Origin of the sequence: Mangrovibacterium marinum (assembly GCF_003046625.1) — a bacterium.
GTDB lineage: Bacteria > Bacteroidota > Bacteroidia > Bacteroidales > Prolixibacteraceae > Mangrovibacterium > Mangrovibacterium marinum.
Map to the genome: position 1 here is coordinate 66565 of NZ_QAAD01000002.1, position 15026 is coordinate 81590.

15 protein-coding genes are annotated in these 15026 nt (G+C 50.0%); 5 read left to right on the forward strand and 10 right to left on the reverse strand.

Annotation, left to right across the window (positions count from 1 at the left end; genetic code table 11):
• Positions 1-138: 138 nt before the first annotated feature.
• The 4 genes from C8N47_RS02075 to C8N47_RS02090 form a co-directional block, all read right to left on the reverse strand.
• Positions 139-1398 (reverse strand): DUF819 family protein, encoded by a 1260-nt coding sequence (locus tag C8N47_RS02075; RefSeq protein ID WP_107820865.1) that lies wholly within the window; start codon positions 1396-1398, stop codon positions 139-141.
• 160 nt (positions 1399-1558) lie between these two features.
• Positions 1559-3577: an excinuclease ABC subunit UvrB gene (uvrB, locus tag C8N47_RS02080; protein ID WP_107820866.1), complete on the reverse strand. Its 2019-nt coding sequence runs from the start codon at positions 3575-3577 to the stop codon at positions 1559-1561.
• A gap of 32 nt (positions 3578-3609) precedes the next feature.
• Complete coding sequence (locus C8N47_RS02085; protein ID WP_107820867.1) at positions 3610-4602, reverse strand: endonuclease/exonuclease/phosphatase family protein; 993 nt, start codon at positions 4600-4602, stop codon at positions 3610-3612.
• 15 nt (positions 4603-4617) lie between these two features.
• Positions 4618-5217, reverse strand: a complete 600-nt coding sequence (locus C8N47_RS02090) for an HAD family hydrolase (RefSeq protein WP_107820868.1) — start codon at positions 5215-5217, stop codon at positions 4618-4620.
• Between the two features lie 106 nt (positions 5218-5323).
• Between C8N47_RS02090 and C8N47_RS02095 the strand changes: the two genes are divergently transcribed.
• Complete coding sequence (locus C8N47_RS02095; RefSeq protein ID WP_146161410.1) at positions 5324-5710, forward strand: hypothetical protein; 387 nt, start codon at positions 5324-5326, stop codon at positions 5708-5710.
• 374 nt (positions 5711-6084) lie between these two features.
• On the opposite strand, the gene C8N47_RS02100 is transcribed toward C8N47_RS02095, so the two are convergent.
• The 3 genes from C8N47_RS02100 to map all read right to left on the reverse strand — a co-directional run bounded on the left by C8N47_RS02100 (position 6085) and on the right by map (position 9861).
• Positions 6085-7377, reverse strand: a complete 1293-nt coding sequence (locus tag C8N47_RS02100; RefSeq protein WP_107820870.1) for an aminotransferase class I/II-fold pyridoxal phosphate-dependent enzyme — start codon at positions 7375-7377, stop codon at positions 6085-6087.
• A gap of 326 nt (positions 7378-7703) precedes the next feature.
• Positions 7704-9008, reverse strand: a complete 1305-nt coding sequence (locus C8N47_RS02105; protein WP_107820871.1) for a sensor histidine kinase — start codon at positions 9006-9008, stop codon at positions 7704-7706.
• An 82-nt stretch (positions 9009-9090) separates the two neighbouring features.
• Positions 9091-9861, reverse strand: a complete 771-nt coding sequence (map, locus tag C8N47_RS02110; RefSeq protein ID WP_107821092.1) for a type I methionyl aminopeptidase — start codon at positions 9859-9861, stop codon at positions 9091-9093.
• A gap of 180 nt (positions 9862-10041) precedes the next feature.
• On the opposite strand from map, the gene C8N47_RS02115 reads away from it, so the two are divergent.
• Positions 10042-10779 (forward strand): acyl-[acyl-carrier-protein] thioesterase, encoded by a 738-nt coding sequence (locus C8N47_RS02115; protein WP_146161411.1) that lies wholly within the window; start codon positions 10042-10044, stop codon positions 10777-10779.
• A 101-nt stretch (positions 10780-10880) separates the two neighbouring features.
• Here C8N47_RS02115 and miaA read toward each other — a convergent pair whose 3' ends face one another.
• Positions 10881-11807: a tRNA (adenosine(37)-N6)-dimethylallyltransferase MiaA gene (gene miaA, locus C8N47_RS02120; protein WP_107820873.1), complete on the reverse strand. Its 927-nt coding sequence runs from the start codon at positions 11805-11807 to the stop codon at positions 10881-10883.
• A gap of 59 nt (positions 11808-11866) precedes the next feature.
• Between miaA and C8N47_RS02125 the strand changes: the two genes are divergently transcribed.
• Entirely contained in the window at positions 11867-12451 is a 585-nt protein-coding gene (locus C8N47_RS02125) for a YIP1 family protein (protein WP_107820874.1), read from the forward strand.
• On the forward strand, positions 12441-12899 hold the full coding sequence (gene smpB, locus C8N47_RS02130) for an SsrA-binding protein SmpB (protein ID WP_107820875.1): 459 nt from the start codon (positions 12441-12443) through the stop codon (positions 12897-12899). Before C8N47_RS02125 ends, smpB begins: the two co-directional genes overlap by 11 nt.
• Before the next feature lie 357 nt (positions 12900-13256).
• Here the strand turns inward: smpB and C8N47_RS02140 are convergent, their stop codons facing one another.
• Positions 13257-13982 carry a ribonuclease H-like domain-containing protein gene (locus tag C8N47_RS02140; RefSeq protein ID WP_107820877.1) on the reverse strand — a complete coding sequence of 242 codons (726 nt, stop codon included), beginning with the start codon at positions 13980-13982 and terminating at the stop codon, positions 13257-13259.
• A gap of 5 nt (positions 13983-13987) precedes the next feature.
• The gene (gene udk, locus C8N47_RS02145) at positions 13988-14593 is read right to left on the reverse strand and encodes a uridine kinase (RefSeq protein WP_107820878.1); all 606 of its coding nucleotides are present in this window, start codon (positions 14591-14593) and stop codon (positions 13988-13990) included.
• A 132-nt stretch (positions 14594-14725) separates the two neighbouring features.
• Between udk and C8N47_RS02150 the strand changes: the two genes are divergently transcribed.
• A complete protein-coding gene (locus tag C8N47_RS02150; RefSeq protein ID WP_107820879.1) occupies positions 14726-15025 on the forward strand; it encodes a Dabb family protein in 300 nt (99 codons plus the stop codon).
• Position 15026 lies beyond the last annotated feature (1 nt).

The window sequence follows — 15026 nt, forward strand, 5'->3', positions numbered from 1 at the left end:
AGACCTGTACTTGCGATCCGACGATTTAGTCCGGCATCGCCTTTTTTTGACGACCATCCGTGACCGGTGCTGGCTGGCAATGCTCCCCGGATTCTACCCGCGTCACAACTCTCCGGGATCATGAATTGCTTCCAGCTGCTATTGCGCCACCACCTGCATCAGTAGCCCGCACATCCATGCTCCGTAGGTACCAAGTGCGTACCCCAATACGGCCAGCAACACTCCCACCGGCGCCAGTGCAGGGTGAAATGCAGCCGCCACAACGGGCGCACTGGCAGCACCGCCAATATTGGCTTTACTACCCACGGCCAAAAAGAAGAAGGGGGCTTTTATCAGTTTGGCCACCAGAATCATCAAGCCAACATGTATAGCCATCCAGATGGCTCCAACAGCAAACAAACCAATATTATCGAAGATCTTCGACACGTCCATCTTCATACCAATGGTAGCCACCAGAATATAAATGAACACCGTTCCCACTTTTGAGGCTCCTGCCCCTTCGTAATTGCGGAGTTTGGTAAACGACAAGCCAATACCGATGCTTGTTGTCAGAATAATCAGCCAAAAGAATTTCGAGGTGAGACTGAATTTATTCAATGCCGGCGCATGCAGCTCAATATAAGGAGCAATAAAATCGGCGGCCAGGTGAGCCAGACCGGTTACTCCCAGCCCAATGGCCAGGATCACCATCAGGTCGGTGGTGCTGGGGATGCGGGCAATCTTTTGACTAAACTCGTGCATGTGGTCTTTCAGCTGATTAACACTCGTGGCATCGGCCTTAAAAAAGCGGTCGATGCGGTGCGATTTGCCCACACCGATCAGGATGAGCGCCATCCACACTTCAGCCACTAAAACATCCACAGTAATCATGATAGAGTACAGATGATCGGAGGGTTTAAAAATTTCGTACATCGCCGCCTGGTTGGCTCCCCCGCCAATCCAACTACCGGCAATGGTGGTCATTCCCCGCCAAACGGCCTCGGGGCCGGCGCCGCCAACCAAATCGGGGTTGATGGCCGAAGCAAGCAAAATGGCTATCGGGCCACCGATAACCACGCCCAGCGTACCGGTCACAAACATGATCAGCGCCTTACTACCCAATTTGAACACTTCTTTCAGGTTGATACTTAAGGTGAGCAACACCAAACTGGCAGGCAACAAATAGCGCGAGGCCACATAGTACAGATTGGAATTTTCGCCGTCCACAATCTTGAAGGTCGTTAACAAACTGGGCAGGAAATAACAAAGCAGCAACATGGGCACCACCTTGTAAAACTTGGCAAAAATTGGTTTCGACGACGAGCTGGTGTAGAAAATACCAGCCAATAGCATGATTAACAAACCGAAGGTTACGGCATCACTCTGAATAAGGGCACTTGCGTGTTCTGTATGATTCATGTTTCTGTTTTACCTGTTAGCATCCACTTTCCGGCATACAAGAGGTCCGAAAAAGGGATATATTTTCTGAACAAGCCGCCAAAAATAAAGAACTCCCGTCACTGTGCAAGGATAAACGCGACCGTTTAATGATTATTTGAAATTTAAACGGCTTGATTGATCAGGACTTGCCTTTGAGAATTTCCTGCAAACGGTACATCTCGTCGCGCAAGCGGGCTGCCTCAATAAAATCGAGCTCTTTGGCGGCCGCTTCCATTTCCTTTTTGGTTTTGGCAATGGCTTTCTCCAACGCCGGAGCACTCATCATGGCCACCACCGGGTCGGCAGCCACATCGGCCGGCCGTTCCTCCTGCTGGTAAGCCTGCTGCTTATTGCTGCGGTATTCGTAACCAATAATTTCGCGCGTGGCTTTTACAATCGGCTGAGGAGTAATACCATTCTCCTCGTTGTAGCGCATCTGTTTGCTGCGGCGGTAATTGGTCGAGTCAATGGTCTTCTGCATCGAATCGGTGATTTTGTCGGCATACATAATTACCCGCCCGTTCACATTCCGGGCTGCCCGGCCGGCGGTCTGCGTCAACGAACGTTCCGAACGCAGGAAACCCTCCTTGTCGGCATCGATAATAGCCACCAAGGATACCTCGGGCAAGTCGAGCCCTTCCCGAAGCAGGTTAATCCCCACCAGGACATTGAAGACGCCTTTGCGCAGATCTTCCATAATTTCGATGCGCTCCAGGGTGTCGATATCGGAGTGAATATAACGGGTTTTGATGCCCATATTCAGCAAATACTTGCTCAGCTCTTCAGACATGCGCTTGGTTAGAGTCGTAACCAGCACCCGTTCATTTTTCTCAATACGCTGGTGAATCTCATTCATCAGATCATCAATCTGATTTTCCGACGGCCGCACCTCAATCACCGGATCCAGCAAGCCTGTTGGGCGAATCACCTGCTCGGCCACCACCCCTTCCGATCGTTCCAGCTCGTAGTCGGCCGGCGTAGCACTGACAAACAACACCTGGTTGACAATGCTCTCAAACTCCTCGAATTTCAGCGGCCGGTTGTCGATCGCTGCCGGCAGGCGAAAGCCGTATTCCACCAGATTTACTTTTCGGGAGTGATCGCCTCCGTACATCGCACGTATTTGCGGAACCGTAACATGGCTCTCGTCCAGGATGACCAGAAAATCGTCGGGGAAATAATCCATTAAACAGAAAGGACGGGAGCCGGCATCCCGACCATCAAAATAGCGAGAGTAGTTCTCCACACCGGGGCAATAACCAAGTTCCCGCATCATCTCCAGGTCAAACTCAACGCGCTCTTCAATGCGTTTGGCTTCCTGTGTCTTTCCAATCTCGCGGAAAAACTCAACCTGCTTCACCAAATCATCCTGTATTTCGCGGATAGCGGCTTGCATACGCTCTTTGGTAGTCACAAAAATATTGGCCGGATAGATGATGGTTTCATCCAGCTTTTCGATGATAGTTCCATCCACCGGATCGAAACTGCATATTTCCTCAATCTCGTCGCCCCAAAACACCAGGCGCACCGCCTTATCGTCGTAGGCCAGAAAAATGTCGACCGTATCTCCTTTCACCCGGAAATTGCCGCGCTGAAAATCGGCCTCATTGCGCGAGTATAAAGCATCAACCAACTGATGCAACACCTGGTTGCGGTTGATGGTTTGGCCCACCTTCACCTCGGTAACATTGGCATGAAAGTCCTGCGGGTTACCGATACCGTACAAACACGACACCGACGAAACCACCACCACATCGCGCCGCCCCGACAATAAGGCTGACGTAGCACTTAAGCGTAATTTCTCAATATCCTTGTTAATCGAAAGGTCTTTCTCGATGTAGGTATCCGTTGTGGGCAGATAAGCTTCGGGCTGGTAATAGTCGTAGTAAGAAACAAAATACTCAACGGCATTATCCGGAAAGAACTGTTTCATCTCGCCATACAGCTGGGCTGCCAGGGTCTTGTTATGGCTCAGTATTAAGGTTGGCCGCTGCACCTTTTCGATGACGTTGGCCATGGTAAAGGTTTTGCCCGAGCCGGTAACCCCCAGCAAGGTCTGAAACGGAACGCCCTGCTCAATCCCCTCAGCAATTTGTTTAATCGCTGTGGGCTGGTCTCCCATCGGTTTATAAGGTGCAACAACTTTCAACTGCTTCATAACAAAACTTTTCCTCTTATATTTAGCTCGGCTTAGCGTTCCAAGGTCAGGTAAACCGGAAAATGATCGGACACACCACCGTAATAGTTGGGGCCTCCGTAGGTTCGGTTAGGCGAAACCTCGCCCTTGGCATTGGTATGTTCCATCCAGCTTTCGCGAAACACCACACCAGCTGGCGAACTTAACCGATAGCCTTTTTCATCCAGCAAGTTGGATGAAACAACCAGATTATCGAGCATATTCCATTTTCCGCGATAATTATACGTCCCCTGCCCGGCTTCGGCCAAAGGCGCCATCAGGTTCACCAAATCAGAACCGGCTCCCGGGCTGCCAGCTCCCAATACCAAACGCAAACTTTTATTGAATGGTTCATCATTCATATCGCCCATAATCACGATGCACGCATCTGGATCGTCGGCAACAAGCTGATCGACCTTCTTCTTCAAGGTTTCGGCAGCGATCACCCGGGCTGCTTCTGTTTTCCCGAGCCCGCCAATGCGCGATGGCCAGTGGTTCACAAAAAAGTGAAAGCTCTCGTTCCGGAATTTCCCCCACACATGCAGAATATCGCGGGTGGCAAAGCCCGGATCAACGGCAATGGCCTGGTAGCCGCCCAGCTTAAAGGTAGCGGGCCGGTAGAGCAAGGCCACATCGATACCACGCTTATCGGGACTTTCACGATGGGCAATTTTGTATTGCCCCGGAGCCAAGGCTTTGGTGTTCACCAAATCGTCCAACACTTGTTGGTTCTCCACTTCAGCCAAGCCAATAATTTCAGGCAAATCGTCGGGACTAATATCGGCAAGCACACGGGCAAGATCATCCAGCTTCTTCTGATAGCGCTCCGGCGTCCATTTCTTCTTAGCTGTGGGCAGAAATTCGTTGTCGTTCGTTTGCGGATCGTCAACCGTGTCGAACAAATTTTCAACATTATAGCTCACCACCGTCAGACGCTTGGCATCCTTAGCCGTGCGACAAGAAACAAACAGCACAACAAGCGCCACAACAAGTCCGTATTTTGCCATAACCCGATGAATTAATTATTTACCCGTTGTTACTTCGTAATATTTGGTCACATCAGTAACCATCATTCCTGCGGTGCGTGCAGCTTGCATGCCCAGCACCCCATCTTCGAACACCTGGCAGGCAGCAGGCTCAACGCCCATCTGCTCGGCACAGCGCAAAAAAGTCTCCGGATGCGGTTTATAGTTGTTCACATCCTCGTAGGCCACAATAATGTCAAAATATTGATCCAGCCCGATCAGCTCCAGCGACTTCTTCGCCAGGCGTTTCAATCCACCGGTTCCCACTGCCATGGGCAGCTGTCCGTGGTATTTTTTAATGATATCGACAACCGGCTCAATCGGTTGTGCCAGGTGCATATTGGCCTCGTACTCGGCCTCTTTGGCATCGCCCATCTCCTGCGGGTCAATCTTGGTTCCAAACAATTCATTCAGCTTCTCCACCGTTGGGTAAAGCGGAATTCCGGCCAACTGATCAAACAACTCCACGGTAAAGTCGATTCCGTAGCGTGCTGCCGCATTGCGCCAGGCCACAAAGTGGATTGGCATCGTATCCGAAATCGTCCCGTCTAAATCAAAAATCAGCCCCTTGGCATTCGGATCAATGTTTATTATCATAGCTTTAAAATATTATTTTGAAGGGCAAAATTACACAAAACAGCCATACGGATTTCATTTTTAACTTTACTAAAAAATTAACACATTTGCCTCAAAAGCTTATCCCATGGATCGACAACTATTTTTGACTTTGACCACCAGCTCGCAATGGGCCCTGTTTTTGGCTCTGGCCGCCATTATTTTTTCCTGGATCGAAAAAAAGCGGTGGATGCAGCTTGCCGGGCAAGCACTCTTTGTTGTGTTAGCCATTTTTTCCTTCTGGGTGATGAAAACCGATATCATCCTTGTTCCGGAAGCAACAGCAGGCGTGCCCGCACCACCGGAAGCCCAGGCGCTGCGCTTTTTCCTGGGGCTGACAATCTGCGGAGGTATTGCCCTAATTGGCTTGGTTTTGAACGGGATCAAATCATCCTTTGCCAAAATCCCCAACCTTATTCTGGTGCCCTTCGGACTGATGCTCTTCTTTATGGTGTACAATTTACAACGCTTATAGGAATCGCGGTCCGGTTTTTCGGGGGGACCACCGCTGCGATAACATTTGCAACCCGAGCCGACTCTTCCATCCTTCGGCTTGTCGCCTGCCCTCCCAAGGTTTATCAGCCCCTGCCGAAAAAACCTTCATGATTCCGGGGAATCAGCAAAAGGGATGAAAGTTTACTATTTTCGACGATGCTGTTGTCGTTGTTTTCAAAAGTTGTCGGGTTGTCGTTCCACTTCTAATCAAAACAAGTTATTGACATGGCGCGTTAGCACCTCTGCGGAGTAAGACTTTCACAGAAAAAAAATTGACCCGATAGCTTCGCCACCGGGTCAATCATCCATACGCTATTCCGGCAAGCCGGATGTATTCAATTTGAATTATTTCAATTACTTTTTCGAGTCGAGGCAAGCATGGTAAATCCCCTCGAACAACTCCTTGGCATCGCCTGCCGCCATGGCCGAGAAGGCCACACGAATAACATTGTTCAGGTTGATAATGCCAATACTGTATTTCTCAATCAGGATTTTGCGGATTGTTTCACCATCCAGACCATCGGCTAACTTCACGCACATAAAATAGCCCGAGTTATAGGGCAAGGCAGTGAAACACTCCTGATACTTATCATCTTTCAGGGCTTCTTTCACCGCATCGTAACGCTTTTTCATAATCGCGTACTTATCCGCTTTCTGTGCTTTGTATGCCGGATCTTCGAAGGCTGCAAACAACAAGGATTGCGAAATATTGGCCGAGTTGGAGATATTCCCGCGCACAGCACCGGCGGTCTTAGCCTCCATGGCGGTATAAAAATCAGCATCGCCACCTTTAATGCCGTAAGTGATGAAACCAACGCGGAATCCCCACACATAATCTTCTTTGGTTGGACCATCGATTTTTACAGCCAGCACGTTCTCGTGCAGATCGTTCAGGTAGGTAAAAATACTTTGTGTTTCAATGCCGGTTTCGTAAACCAAGCCAAAATAAGCGTCGTCGCAAAGCACAACAATCTTGTTGCCTTTCCCGGCCGATTCTTTAATAATCGCGGCCATCTGCTCTGCTTCGGCAACTGTTGGCGAGTAGCCGGTTGGGTTGTTGGGGAAGTTCAGGATCATCACCTTCTTGCCGATACCACCTTCCTCAAGGCTGGCTTTTAAAGCGACAAGATCCAGCTGTCCCCCTTCGAACAACTTGTATTTTTGAAGCTCCGCACCATATCCGTGGCTTAAAATCAGGTTATAGTTTCCCCAGAACAAATCGGGCACAATCACCTTGTCGCCCTGTTCAACAAACATATAACCGGCCATGCTCACCCCGTGGGTCAAGGCATTGGTAACCACCGGCAAGCTAACCAACTTATCTGCAAGCCGAGGGTTTTTTTCGTAGATCATGCTTCTCCATTTAGCCCGAATATCGGGACGACCAAAACTTGGTGCATAAGGAAAAACCAGTGACGGATCGAGTCCGATTTTATTTTCGAGACTCTCCAGTCGCATCGGCGTACCATTGTCCTCCACCGCAGCGCCAATCGTTGCGTTAATCCGGACACCTTTGGCCTCTGCTGTCTGACCGAGAATACCTTTTTTAGGAAAGAAGATATTTTTACCGCGTTCCGAAAGCATTTCATATACAACCGGATTTTTCTCGCGAATGACGATGTTTAACTCTTCAGCTTGAGGATTCATTATTTGTGTTTTAATATACTTAGTTTACGTGTTCTTCATAATGGCCAAAACAGGCGCAAGATATTAAAAAAACGGGAAGAAGCCTTTGTTTCGTTTCAATTTAAAACCAACAACTCCAATTCCCTGTCAATCTATAATCTCAACACCACGACAGGCCTGTCAAAGATTACTCAAACGGTGCTTCATTCAGAATAATCATCAGAATTGCGGCATGGCAACATGCTCCAATTTCCGGCCGCAAAGATAAGCGATAAGCAGCCTGCGCGAATACTAAAATACATCAAAAAATACAGAATTGGAGGTTCCCTGAAGCCCATGCAGGCATGCTATTCAACAAGTGGCAGGGTGAAACTCACCACCGTACCGAGGCCTAAAGTGCTTTCGATGAAAAAAGTTCCCTTGTTCTTTTGCAGAAACTCTTTGGCCAGAATAAGGCCAATCCCCACACCTGGTTCATTGAGGCTGCCCGGGTTTGAAAACGGAACCGATGAATTGGCGCGCAGCAGGTTTTCCTCCGACATGCCAACGCCTTTGTCCGAGACGGTGATCCGCATATCGTCGCCTTCTTCCTCGGCTGAAATCCGCACCTCGCCTCCCTCGCGCGAAAACTTGATGGCATTCGACACAAAGATTCTCAAAATTGCCCCGGCCATATCCACATCGGCATAAACTTCGGAGTTACTTTTCATTTTCAGGAAAAAGGAAAGCTTTTTATCTTCAATCTGAGGGTGGTACAGCTCAACCACATCGCGGTAGATTTTCTCAACCTTAACAGCCCGGGGCTGGTAGCTGATGGTTCCGGTTTGGCTGGTCGACCATTTCATCAGATCGCCCAGCAAACGGTAATTCTGCTGCGAGAAATTGGCCAGACTTCGGATCAGGTCTCGCTTATGCTTTTCATCCAGTTCATCGTACTCATCGTTCAGCAAGTTGGCGATGCCTGCAAAACCGCCAATGTGGTCACTCAAATTATTCGATATCAGCGACACAAAACGCTCCTTACTGACTGCCAAATCCTTAAAGCCCTGCTGGCTTTGCACCAAGGATTCCGAGAGCTTTTCAATTCGGCGGTACAAAAAATCGAAGGCATATTCGTTGGCATAAGCCATCAGGGTGATCAGAAAAAAGATGATGCCCAAACGGCCGCCGTTGTCCATATTATAATGCGGATACCAATCGAGATCGGCAAAAAGGATAAAGCCCAGCAGGTTGACCGTAACAAAGGTAAGCAGGAGCAGCAAGCCCTTGCGACGCCCTACCAGCAAGATGGTTGGCAGGGGAATTAAAATCGTAAAATAAAGTCCGGTACGGTCAATACCGCCTGTTTGCGCGAAAAAAGTAGTCAACAACATGATGGTGACAACAAAAAAGGTTGTCACAAAGTGGAGCATCTTTTTTTCTTTAAACAAATAGTAGAGCAGCGAACTAACCACCAAGGCAATGGAGTTGGCGATTAAAAATCCAAAATCGCCCGACAGCGCATTATAGATCATAAAGCCGAGCATGAGGGTAACGAAAAAATAAGAAAAAAGATAGAGCAAAAAGCTTTTCTTCTTATCCTCGAAACTTTCGTAGGAACTCAAATCGGCATTTGAAACCAAATAATAAAGAAACTGCTTGAATTTCGTCACGTGTTTGTATCCCCTTAGTTTTTCAAGCTAAGTTAAGGCATTTAGGGGAACCAGCAGTTCGTGAAAATAAAATTATTTGAATTTAATATTCGCCCGAAACATCGGTCAATACTTCATAACCGTCGGCCGTAACCAAAATCGTATGTTCAAATTGGGCCGAGAGCTTGCCATCGCTGGTGCGGGCAGTCCAGCCGTCGTATTTATCCACCTTGCAGGTTGCACGGCCTTGGTTGATCATCGGTTCAATGGTAAAGGTCATTCCGGGAGCCATGATGGGCCCGGAGTTGCGGCGGGCAATATGGTCGACCTGTGGCGACTCGTGAAAGTCGATGCCTACCCCGTGACCGCAAAACTCGAACACCACGCTGAATTTTTGCGCCTTGGCGTAACGGCCAATCACAAAGCCAATGTTTCCGAAATGATTGCCGGGACGCACCTGCTGGATGCCCAAGTCGAGCGAATGTTTAGCCGCATCGACCAGTTTTTGCGCGGCCGGACTAATTTGCCCAACGGTATACATGCGGCTGGTGTCGCCGTAATATCCGTCGAGGATGGTTGTCACATCGATATTCAGGATATCGCCCGGCTTAAGGATGGTTTTCTTACTGGGGATACCGTGACAGACCACTTCATTGAGTGATATACAGGACGATTTCGGATAACCGTGATACCCTAAGGTCGCCGATATCGCGCCATTGTCTTTAATAAACTGACTGATCAAGTTATCCAAATACTCGGTACTGACCCCTTCCTTCACATATTCTTCGATCATAACCAGCGCTTTAGCGGCCAGTTGACTACTTTTACGAATACCTTCAATCTGTTCGGGGGTCTTTATAATAATATCGCTCATGAAAAAAAATTTGCGCAAAAATGGCTATTGCTGATTTATTTTCAAAGCTGAACAATACTTTTGTGCAAAAAGTTTAAAAAACTTCATACTGATTATGCGAAACCGAGCCGACTGACCGGAAGCCAATTTCCGACAATAGCCACCCCTCGCACACCGCACAAACAACAAAACAATCGTCCGATGGAAAAATACACTCAAACGATTCAGATTCCTTCCTACCAAACCAACCAATTTGCCGAAGCAACGGTACCCGCCATTGTGAACCACCTGCTGGAGGCGGCCTGGGCACATGCGCAAACGCTGGACTGGGGTTACGACCTGCTGCAGAAACACAACATGTTCTGGGTGCTTTCGCGCATGTATGTCGAAATAGGGCGGCTGCCCCGTTGGCAGGACACCATCACGCTGAACACCTGGTCGGCGGGCACCGATGGCATGTACGCCTACCGCGAGTTTATGCTGACAGCCGAAAACGGCGACACCATCCTGACGGCCAACTCGGCCTGGCTGATCCTGGATACAGAGAGTAAGAAAATCGTTCGGCTGCGCGACCAAAAAGAGACCTTCCCCCGCTTTACCGGCAGTGGCATCTGCCGCGAGCCCAAGCGACTGCGCCACAAGGTGGACAAAAGCGAGCTCAGTTACGTGCCGGTCAAACACAGCGACATCGATGTGAACCATCATTTTAACAGTGTGAAGGCGCTGGAGCGTGTGCTGGACGACTACGGCATCGAGTTTCAGAATGCCTACACGCCGGCCACCATCGAGATGAACTACCTGAAAGAAGGTCTCCCGGGCGATCAGCTGGCCGTGGTGAAAGATTGGGTGGACGACGAAAAATACCGCTCGACCATTGTGCGAAAAGACGACGACGCCGAGCTAAGCACCTTCGAAATTATTTGGAAGAAGAAGGACTGATGCCCCCCGCCGGAGATGGAGGAGCTGCACCGGGTGCTGCCAATAGCAGCGGCCAGATGCTGAACTAATTTCAGCAGGCCGCAAAGCACAACGACTGTCGCTTAGCCGTTCAACCAATCCTGAATGCGCTCCAGCTTTTCGGGCAGCGGCATATAGCCATCGAGCCAGTGGATAGGCGTGCCCTGCCGTTCCATACGGCGGAACCAGGTCATCTGGCGCTTGGCAAACTGGTGGATGGCCGTTTCGAGCCCCTTGAACATTTCGTTATAGGTTAGCTCTCCCACCAGGTGCAGGGTCAGGTATTTGTACTCGAGGCCGTAGTAGGTCAGCTGTTCGGGTGTTAAGCCGCCATCGAGCAGGGCCTGCACCTCGTCGAGCATGCCCGCATCGAGGCGTTGCTTCAGGCGTTCGGTAATGCGCCGGCGCCGGCTTAAGCGGTCGAACTTCACCCCCACCACCAGGCTGTTAATGTCGGGCATCGAGCGGTCAATCTCGGGGTGATCTTTCAAATAGCGTTCAATTTCGATGGCCCGGATTGCCCGCTTTTTGGTTTCCACATCGGTGGTATTGTGCAAATCTTCTTTCAGGGCCTTCAGTATTTCGGTCAGCTCCGCCAGCTCTTTGGTCTCCAGCTCAGCGCGCCGGGCCGGATCGGGCGGCACCTGTATCAGCTTATAATTTTTCAGCACCGCTTCGACATACAAACCGCTGCCGCCGCACAAAACCGGAAACTTTCCGCGTTGGCGCACATCGGCATAAGCTTGCAGAAAATCCTGCTGATACTCGTACACATTGTATTCGTAACCGGCCTCCTTAATGTCGATCAGGTGATAAGCAATGGGCTGCCCGTCGATCACATAATCTTCATAATCCTTGCCGGTTCCCAGGTCCATGCCCCGGTACACCTGCCGCGAGTCGCCCGAAATAACCTCCCCGTCAAGCAATTGAGCAGCATGAGCTGCCACGGTGGTTTTTCCCGAGGCCGTAGGGCCAACAATAGCGAGCATTTGATATTTGGTAGCAGACATAAGGATTCAATTTTGAGATTTGCAAAATAATGTATTTTTGTAACGCAAAGTAAACGAATATGGATTTTAAAGCACAATTGAATTGGCTGTTTCTCGAATCGTGGTCGCTGCTCACGGCTCCCAAGGACTTTTGGAAAATCAAATTGGCAAAGGGTTTCTCCAAACCCGTTGTTGGTTCTTTTTTTCTACCCTTAACCGTTCTGGTTGGGCTGGCCGTTTTTTTGGGCGAGCTGCTGTGGAAAAGCGAACCGCTGCTGTCGTACGCCCTGCTGAAGGGCCTGCGCGAGGCTGTGAGCTACCTGCTTCAGTATTTTGTTGCTGCGGCGGTGCTGTTTCGTCTGCTTCAGAACCATAAAGGTACCGGCAATAAAAAATGTCTCGACTCGGTACTGGCCTACTCGCTGCTGCCCTTTTTGGCAGCCTCAACCATCATCGGCTTGTTCCCCGGACTTTATGTGCTGGGCATCGCAGGCCTGTATGGCTTCTATTTATTTATAACCGGAGCTCAAACCTGCCTCGAAATTCCGAAAAACGAACAGGCCCGGTTTATTCTTCTCGCACTATTACTGATTGTGCTGATTTTCGGTACAATCAATTGGATTAGTTGGAAAATTTTTCAGGCATTCTTCCCCTATGGCGCATAAATCAGCAAATATCAATATCAAAAACAAACGGGCCTATTTCGAATACGAAATTCTGGAAAAGTTTGTAGCCGGCCTGCAATTGGTGGGCACCGAAATTAAATCGATCCGCAACAGCAAAGCTAGCATTGTGGAGGCTTATTGCCGCTTTCAGGGCAGCGAGCTGTGGGTGGTGAACATGAATATTTCGGAGTACGACTTCGGAAATATTAACAACCACGAAGCCCGCCGCGACCGCAAGTTGCTGCTGAATAAAAAAGAACTGGAAAAACTGCAAAAGAAGATCAAGGAAAGCGGTTTCACCATTGTTCCGCTGCGACTGTTTATGAACGACCGCGGACTGGCCAAGCTCGAAGTTGGTCTGGCGCGCGGGAAAAAGCTGCACGACAAACGCGAAAGCCTCAAGTCGAAAGATGCCAAGCGCGACATCGACCGGGCCATGAAATACTAGCCCCACAACAGCATCGGGCCGAACTTACGGGAGCTCCACCCGGGCTCACGGAGCTTCCACCAGAACTCACGGAAGTTCCACCAGGTTTTACGGACGTCCCACCAGAACTTACGGAAGCTCCACCTGTATTCAACAAGGCTCCACCTGCGTTCAACAAAGCCCCACCTGAACTTACGGAGGTTCCACCAGAGTTCACGGACATCCCACCAGAACTTACGGGGGCTCCACCAGAACTTACGGAAGTCCCACCTGCATTCAACGAAGCTCCACCAGAGCTCAACGAAGCCCCACCCGGCCCGGGAGCTCCCCAATAGCCGGCAGCCGGCCAGGCTCGGGCACTCTATCGGGCGCGCCCACTTAGGGCACAATCTCCATCTGATCCATCGGGATAATTTCCTCGCCACGGAAGCGCAACAGCAGGTTAGCCACCGCCAGGGTATCCTTCTCGCAGTAGCGCACAATGCGGTCGATATCGTTTTCGCCGTAATAAACGCCGGCCACCTGGCTGCCATCAATATCGTCCTTGGGGGTGGGAATGTCGAAGGCGGCACACAACACACTCAGCGAGGTATAATTTTTATAATCGCCAAACTTCCACAGTTGCAGGGTGTCCATCAGCTTGTCCTTCACATCCCAGGGTTTCATGCCGGCAATATTCAGAATAGCCGGAAGCCGCAAGCGGTTAATCAGCGTGCGTCGCGCAATGTACGGATAGTCGAACTCCTGCCCGTTATGGGCACACAGGCACTTGCCCGGATGCGCGGTAAAGCGGTCGAGCATATTGTTGAAATCGGCCAGCAGCTTGCGTTCATCATCATCGTAAAACGACTTCACCCGGTAGTAGCGCTCGCCCTTCTTTTGCACCACATAGCCCACCGATATGCACACAATGCGCCCAAACTCGGCGTAAATACCGGCGCGCTCGTACACATCGGCTGCGGTCTGCTCGTCGTTTCTGAAATAGGTCGATTTTTTCTCCCACAGCTCCCGAAACTTCTCGGGCACATCGGCAAAAACAGGGTACTGTGGCACGGTTTCGATGTCCAGAAACAGCACATCTTCAATATTCAGATTATTCAGCATCGTATTTAAAGAATTTGTTTGATAAAATTGGTCAAAATGCGGATGGCCACCTCGTTGTTGCCGCCTTCGGGCACAATCAGGTCGGCAAAGCGCTTGGTGGGCTCAATAAATTGCAGGTGGCTGGGGCGCACGGTTTCCTCGTAGCGCTTCAGGGTTTCCTGCACATCGCGGCCGCGCTCAACAATGTCGCGCCTAATTACGCGCGCCAGGCGCAGGTCCGAGTCACAATCCACAAACACTTTAATGTCTAAGAGTTTTCGCAGGCTGGCATTGGCCAAAATCAAAATCCCTTCAATAATCAACACCGGTTTGGGTTGAATGGTGGTTGTTTGGTCCGTGCGGGTGCAGGTCAGGTACGAGTAGTGCGGCTCGTCAACCGACTGGCCCTTCTTCAACTGCTCAATATGGCGGCTCAGCAGGCTGAACTCGATCGAGTCGGGATGGTCGAAGTTGAGCAACTGCCGTTCTTCCAGCGGCAGATGGCTGTTATCCTTGTAGTACGAGTCCTGCGAGAGCACCGCCACCTCGTCGGTCGAAAACTGACCGGCAATTTTTTGCACAACCGTTGTTTTTCCCGAGCCGGTACCCCCGGCAATTCCAATGATGATCATATTCCGGCAATTTTGATAACCAAAGATAGCCCTTGCATTTATATTTTAGTTAACGTTGGCCAAGCTTTATGGCTGCTTAGTTTGAAAGTATTAAATTCGCAGCCAAATTAATCACTTAAAGGAAACGCACGCATGATTAATCACGTTGTACTTTTCAAATTCAAAGCCTTCCCGGCCGACGAAAAACAAGCCAAACTAAGCCAACTGAAAAACGCCCTGCTCGGGTTGAAAGACAAAATCGCCGAACTCCAACATCTGGAAGTGGGCACCAACCACGAGCTGGACGCCAAGTCGTACGACCTCTGCCTGATCAGCCATTTCAACAGCCTGGCCGATCTGAAGGTCTACGCCGTTCACCCCGAACACCTCAAAGTGCTCGAACTGGTGAAAGCTTACACCGAGCTTCGCGCCGCGGTTGACTACGAATTTTAGC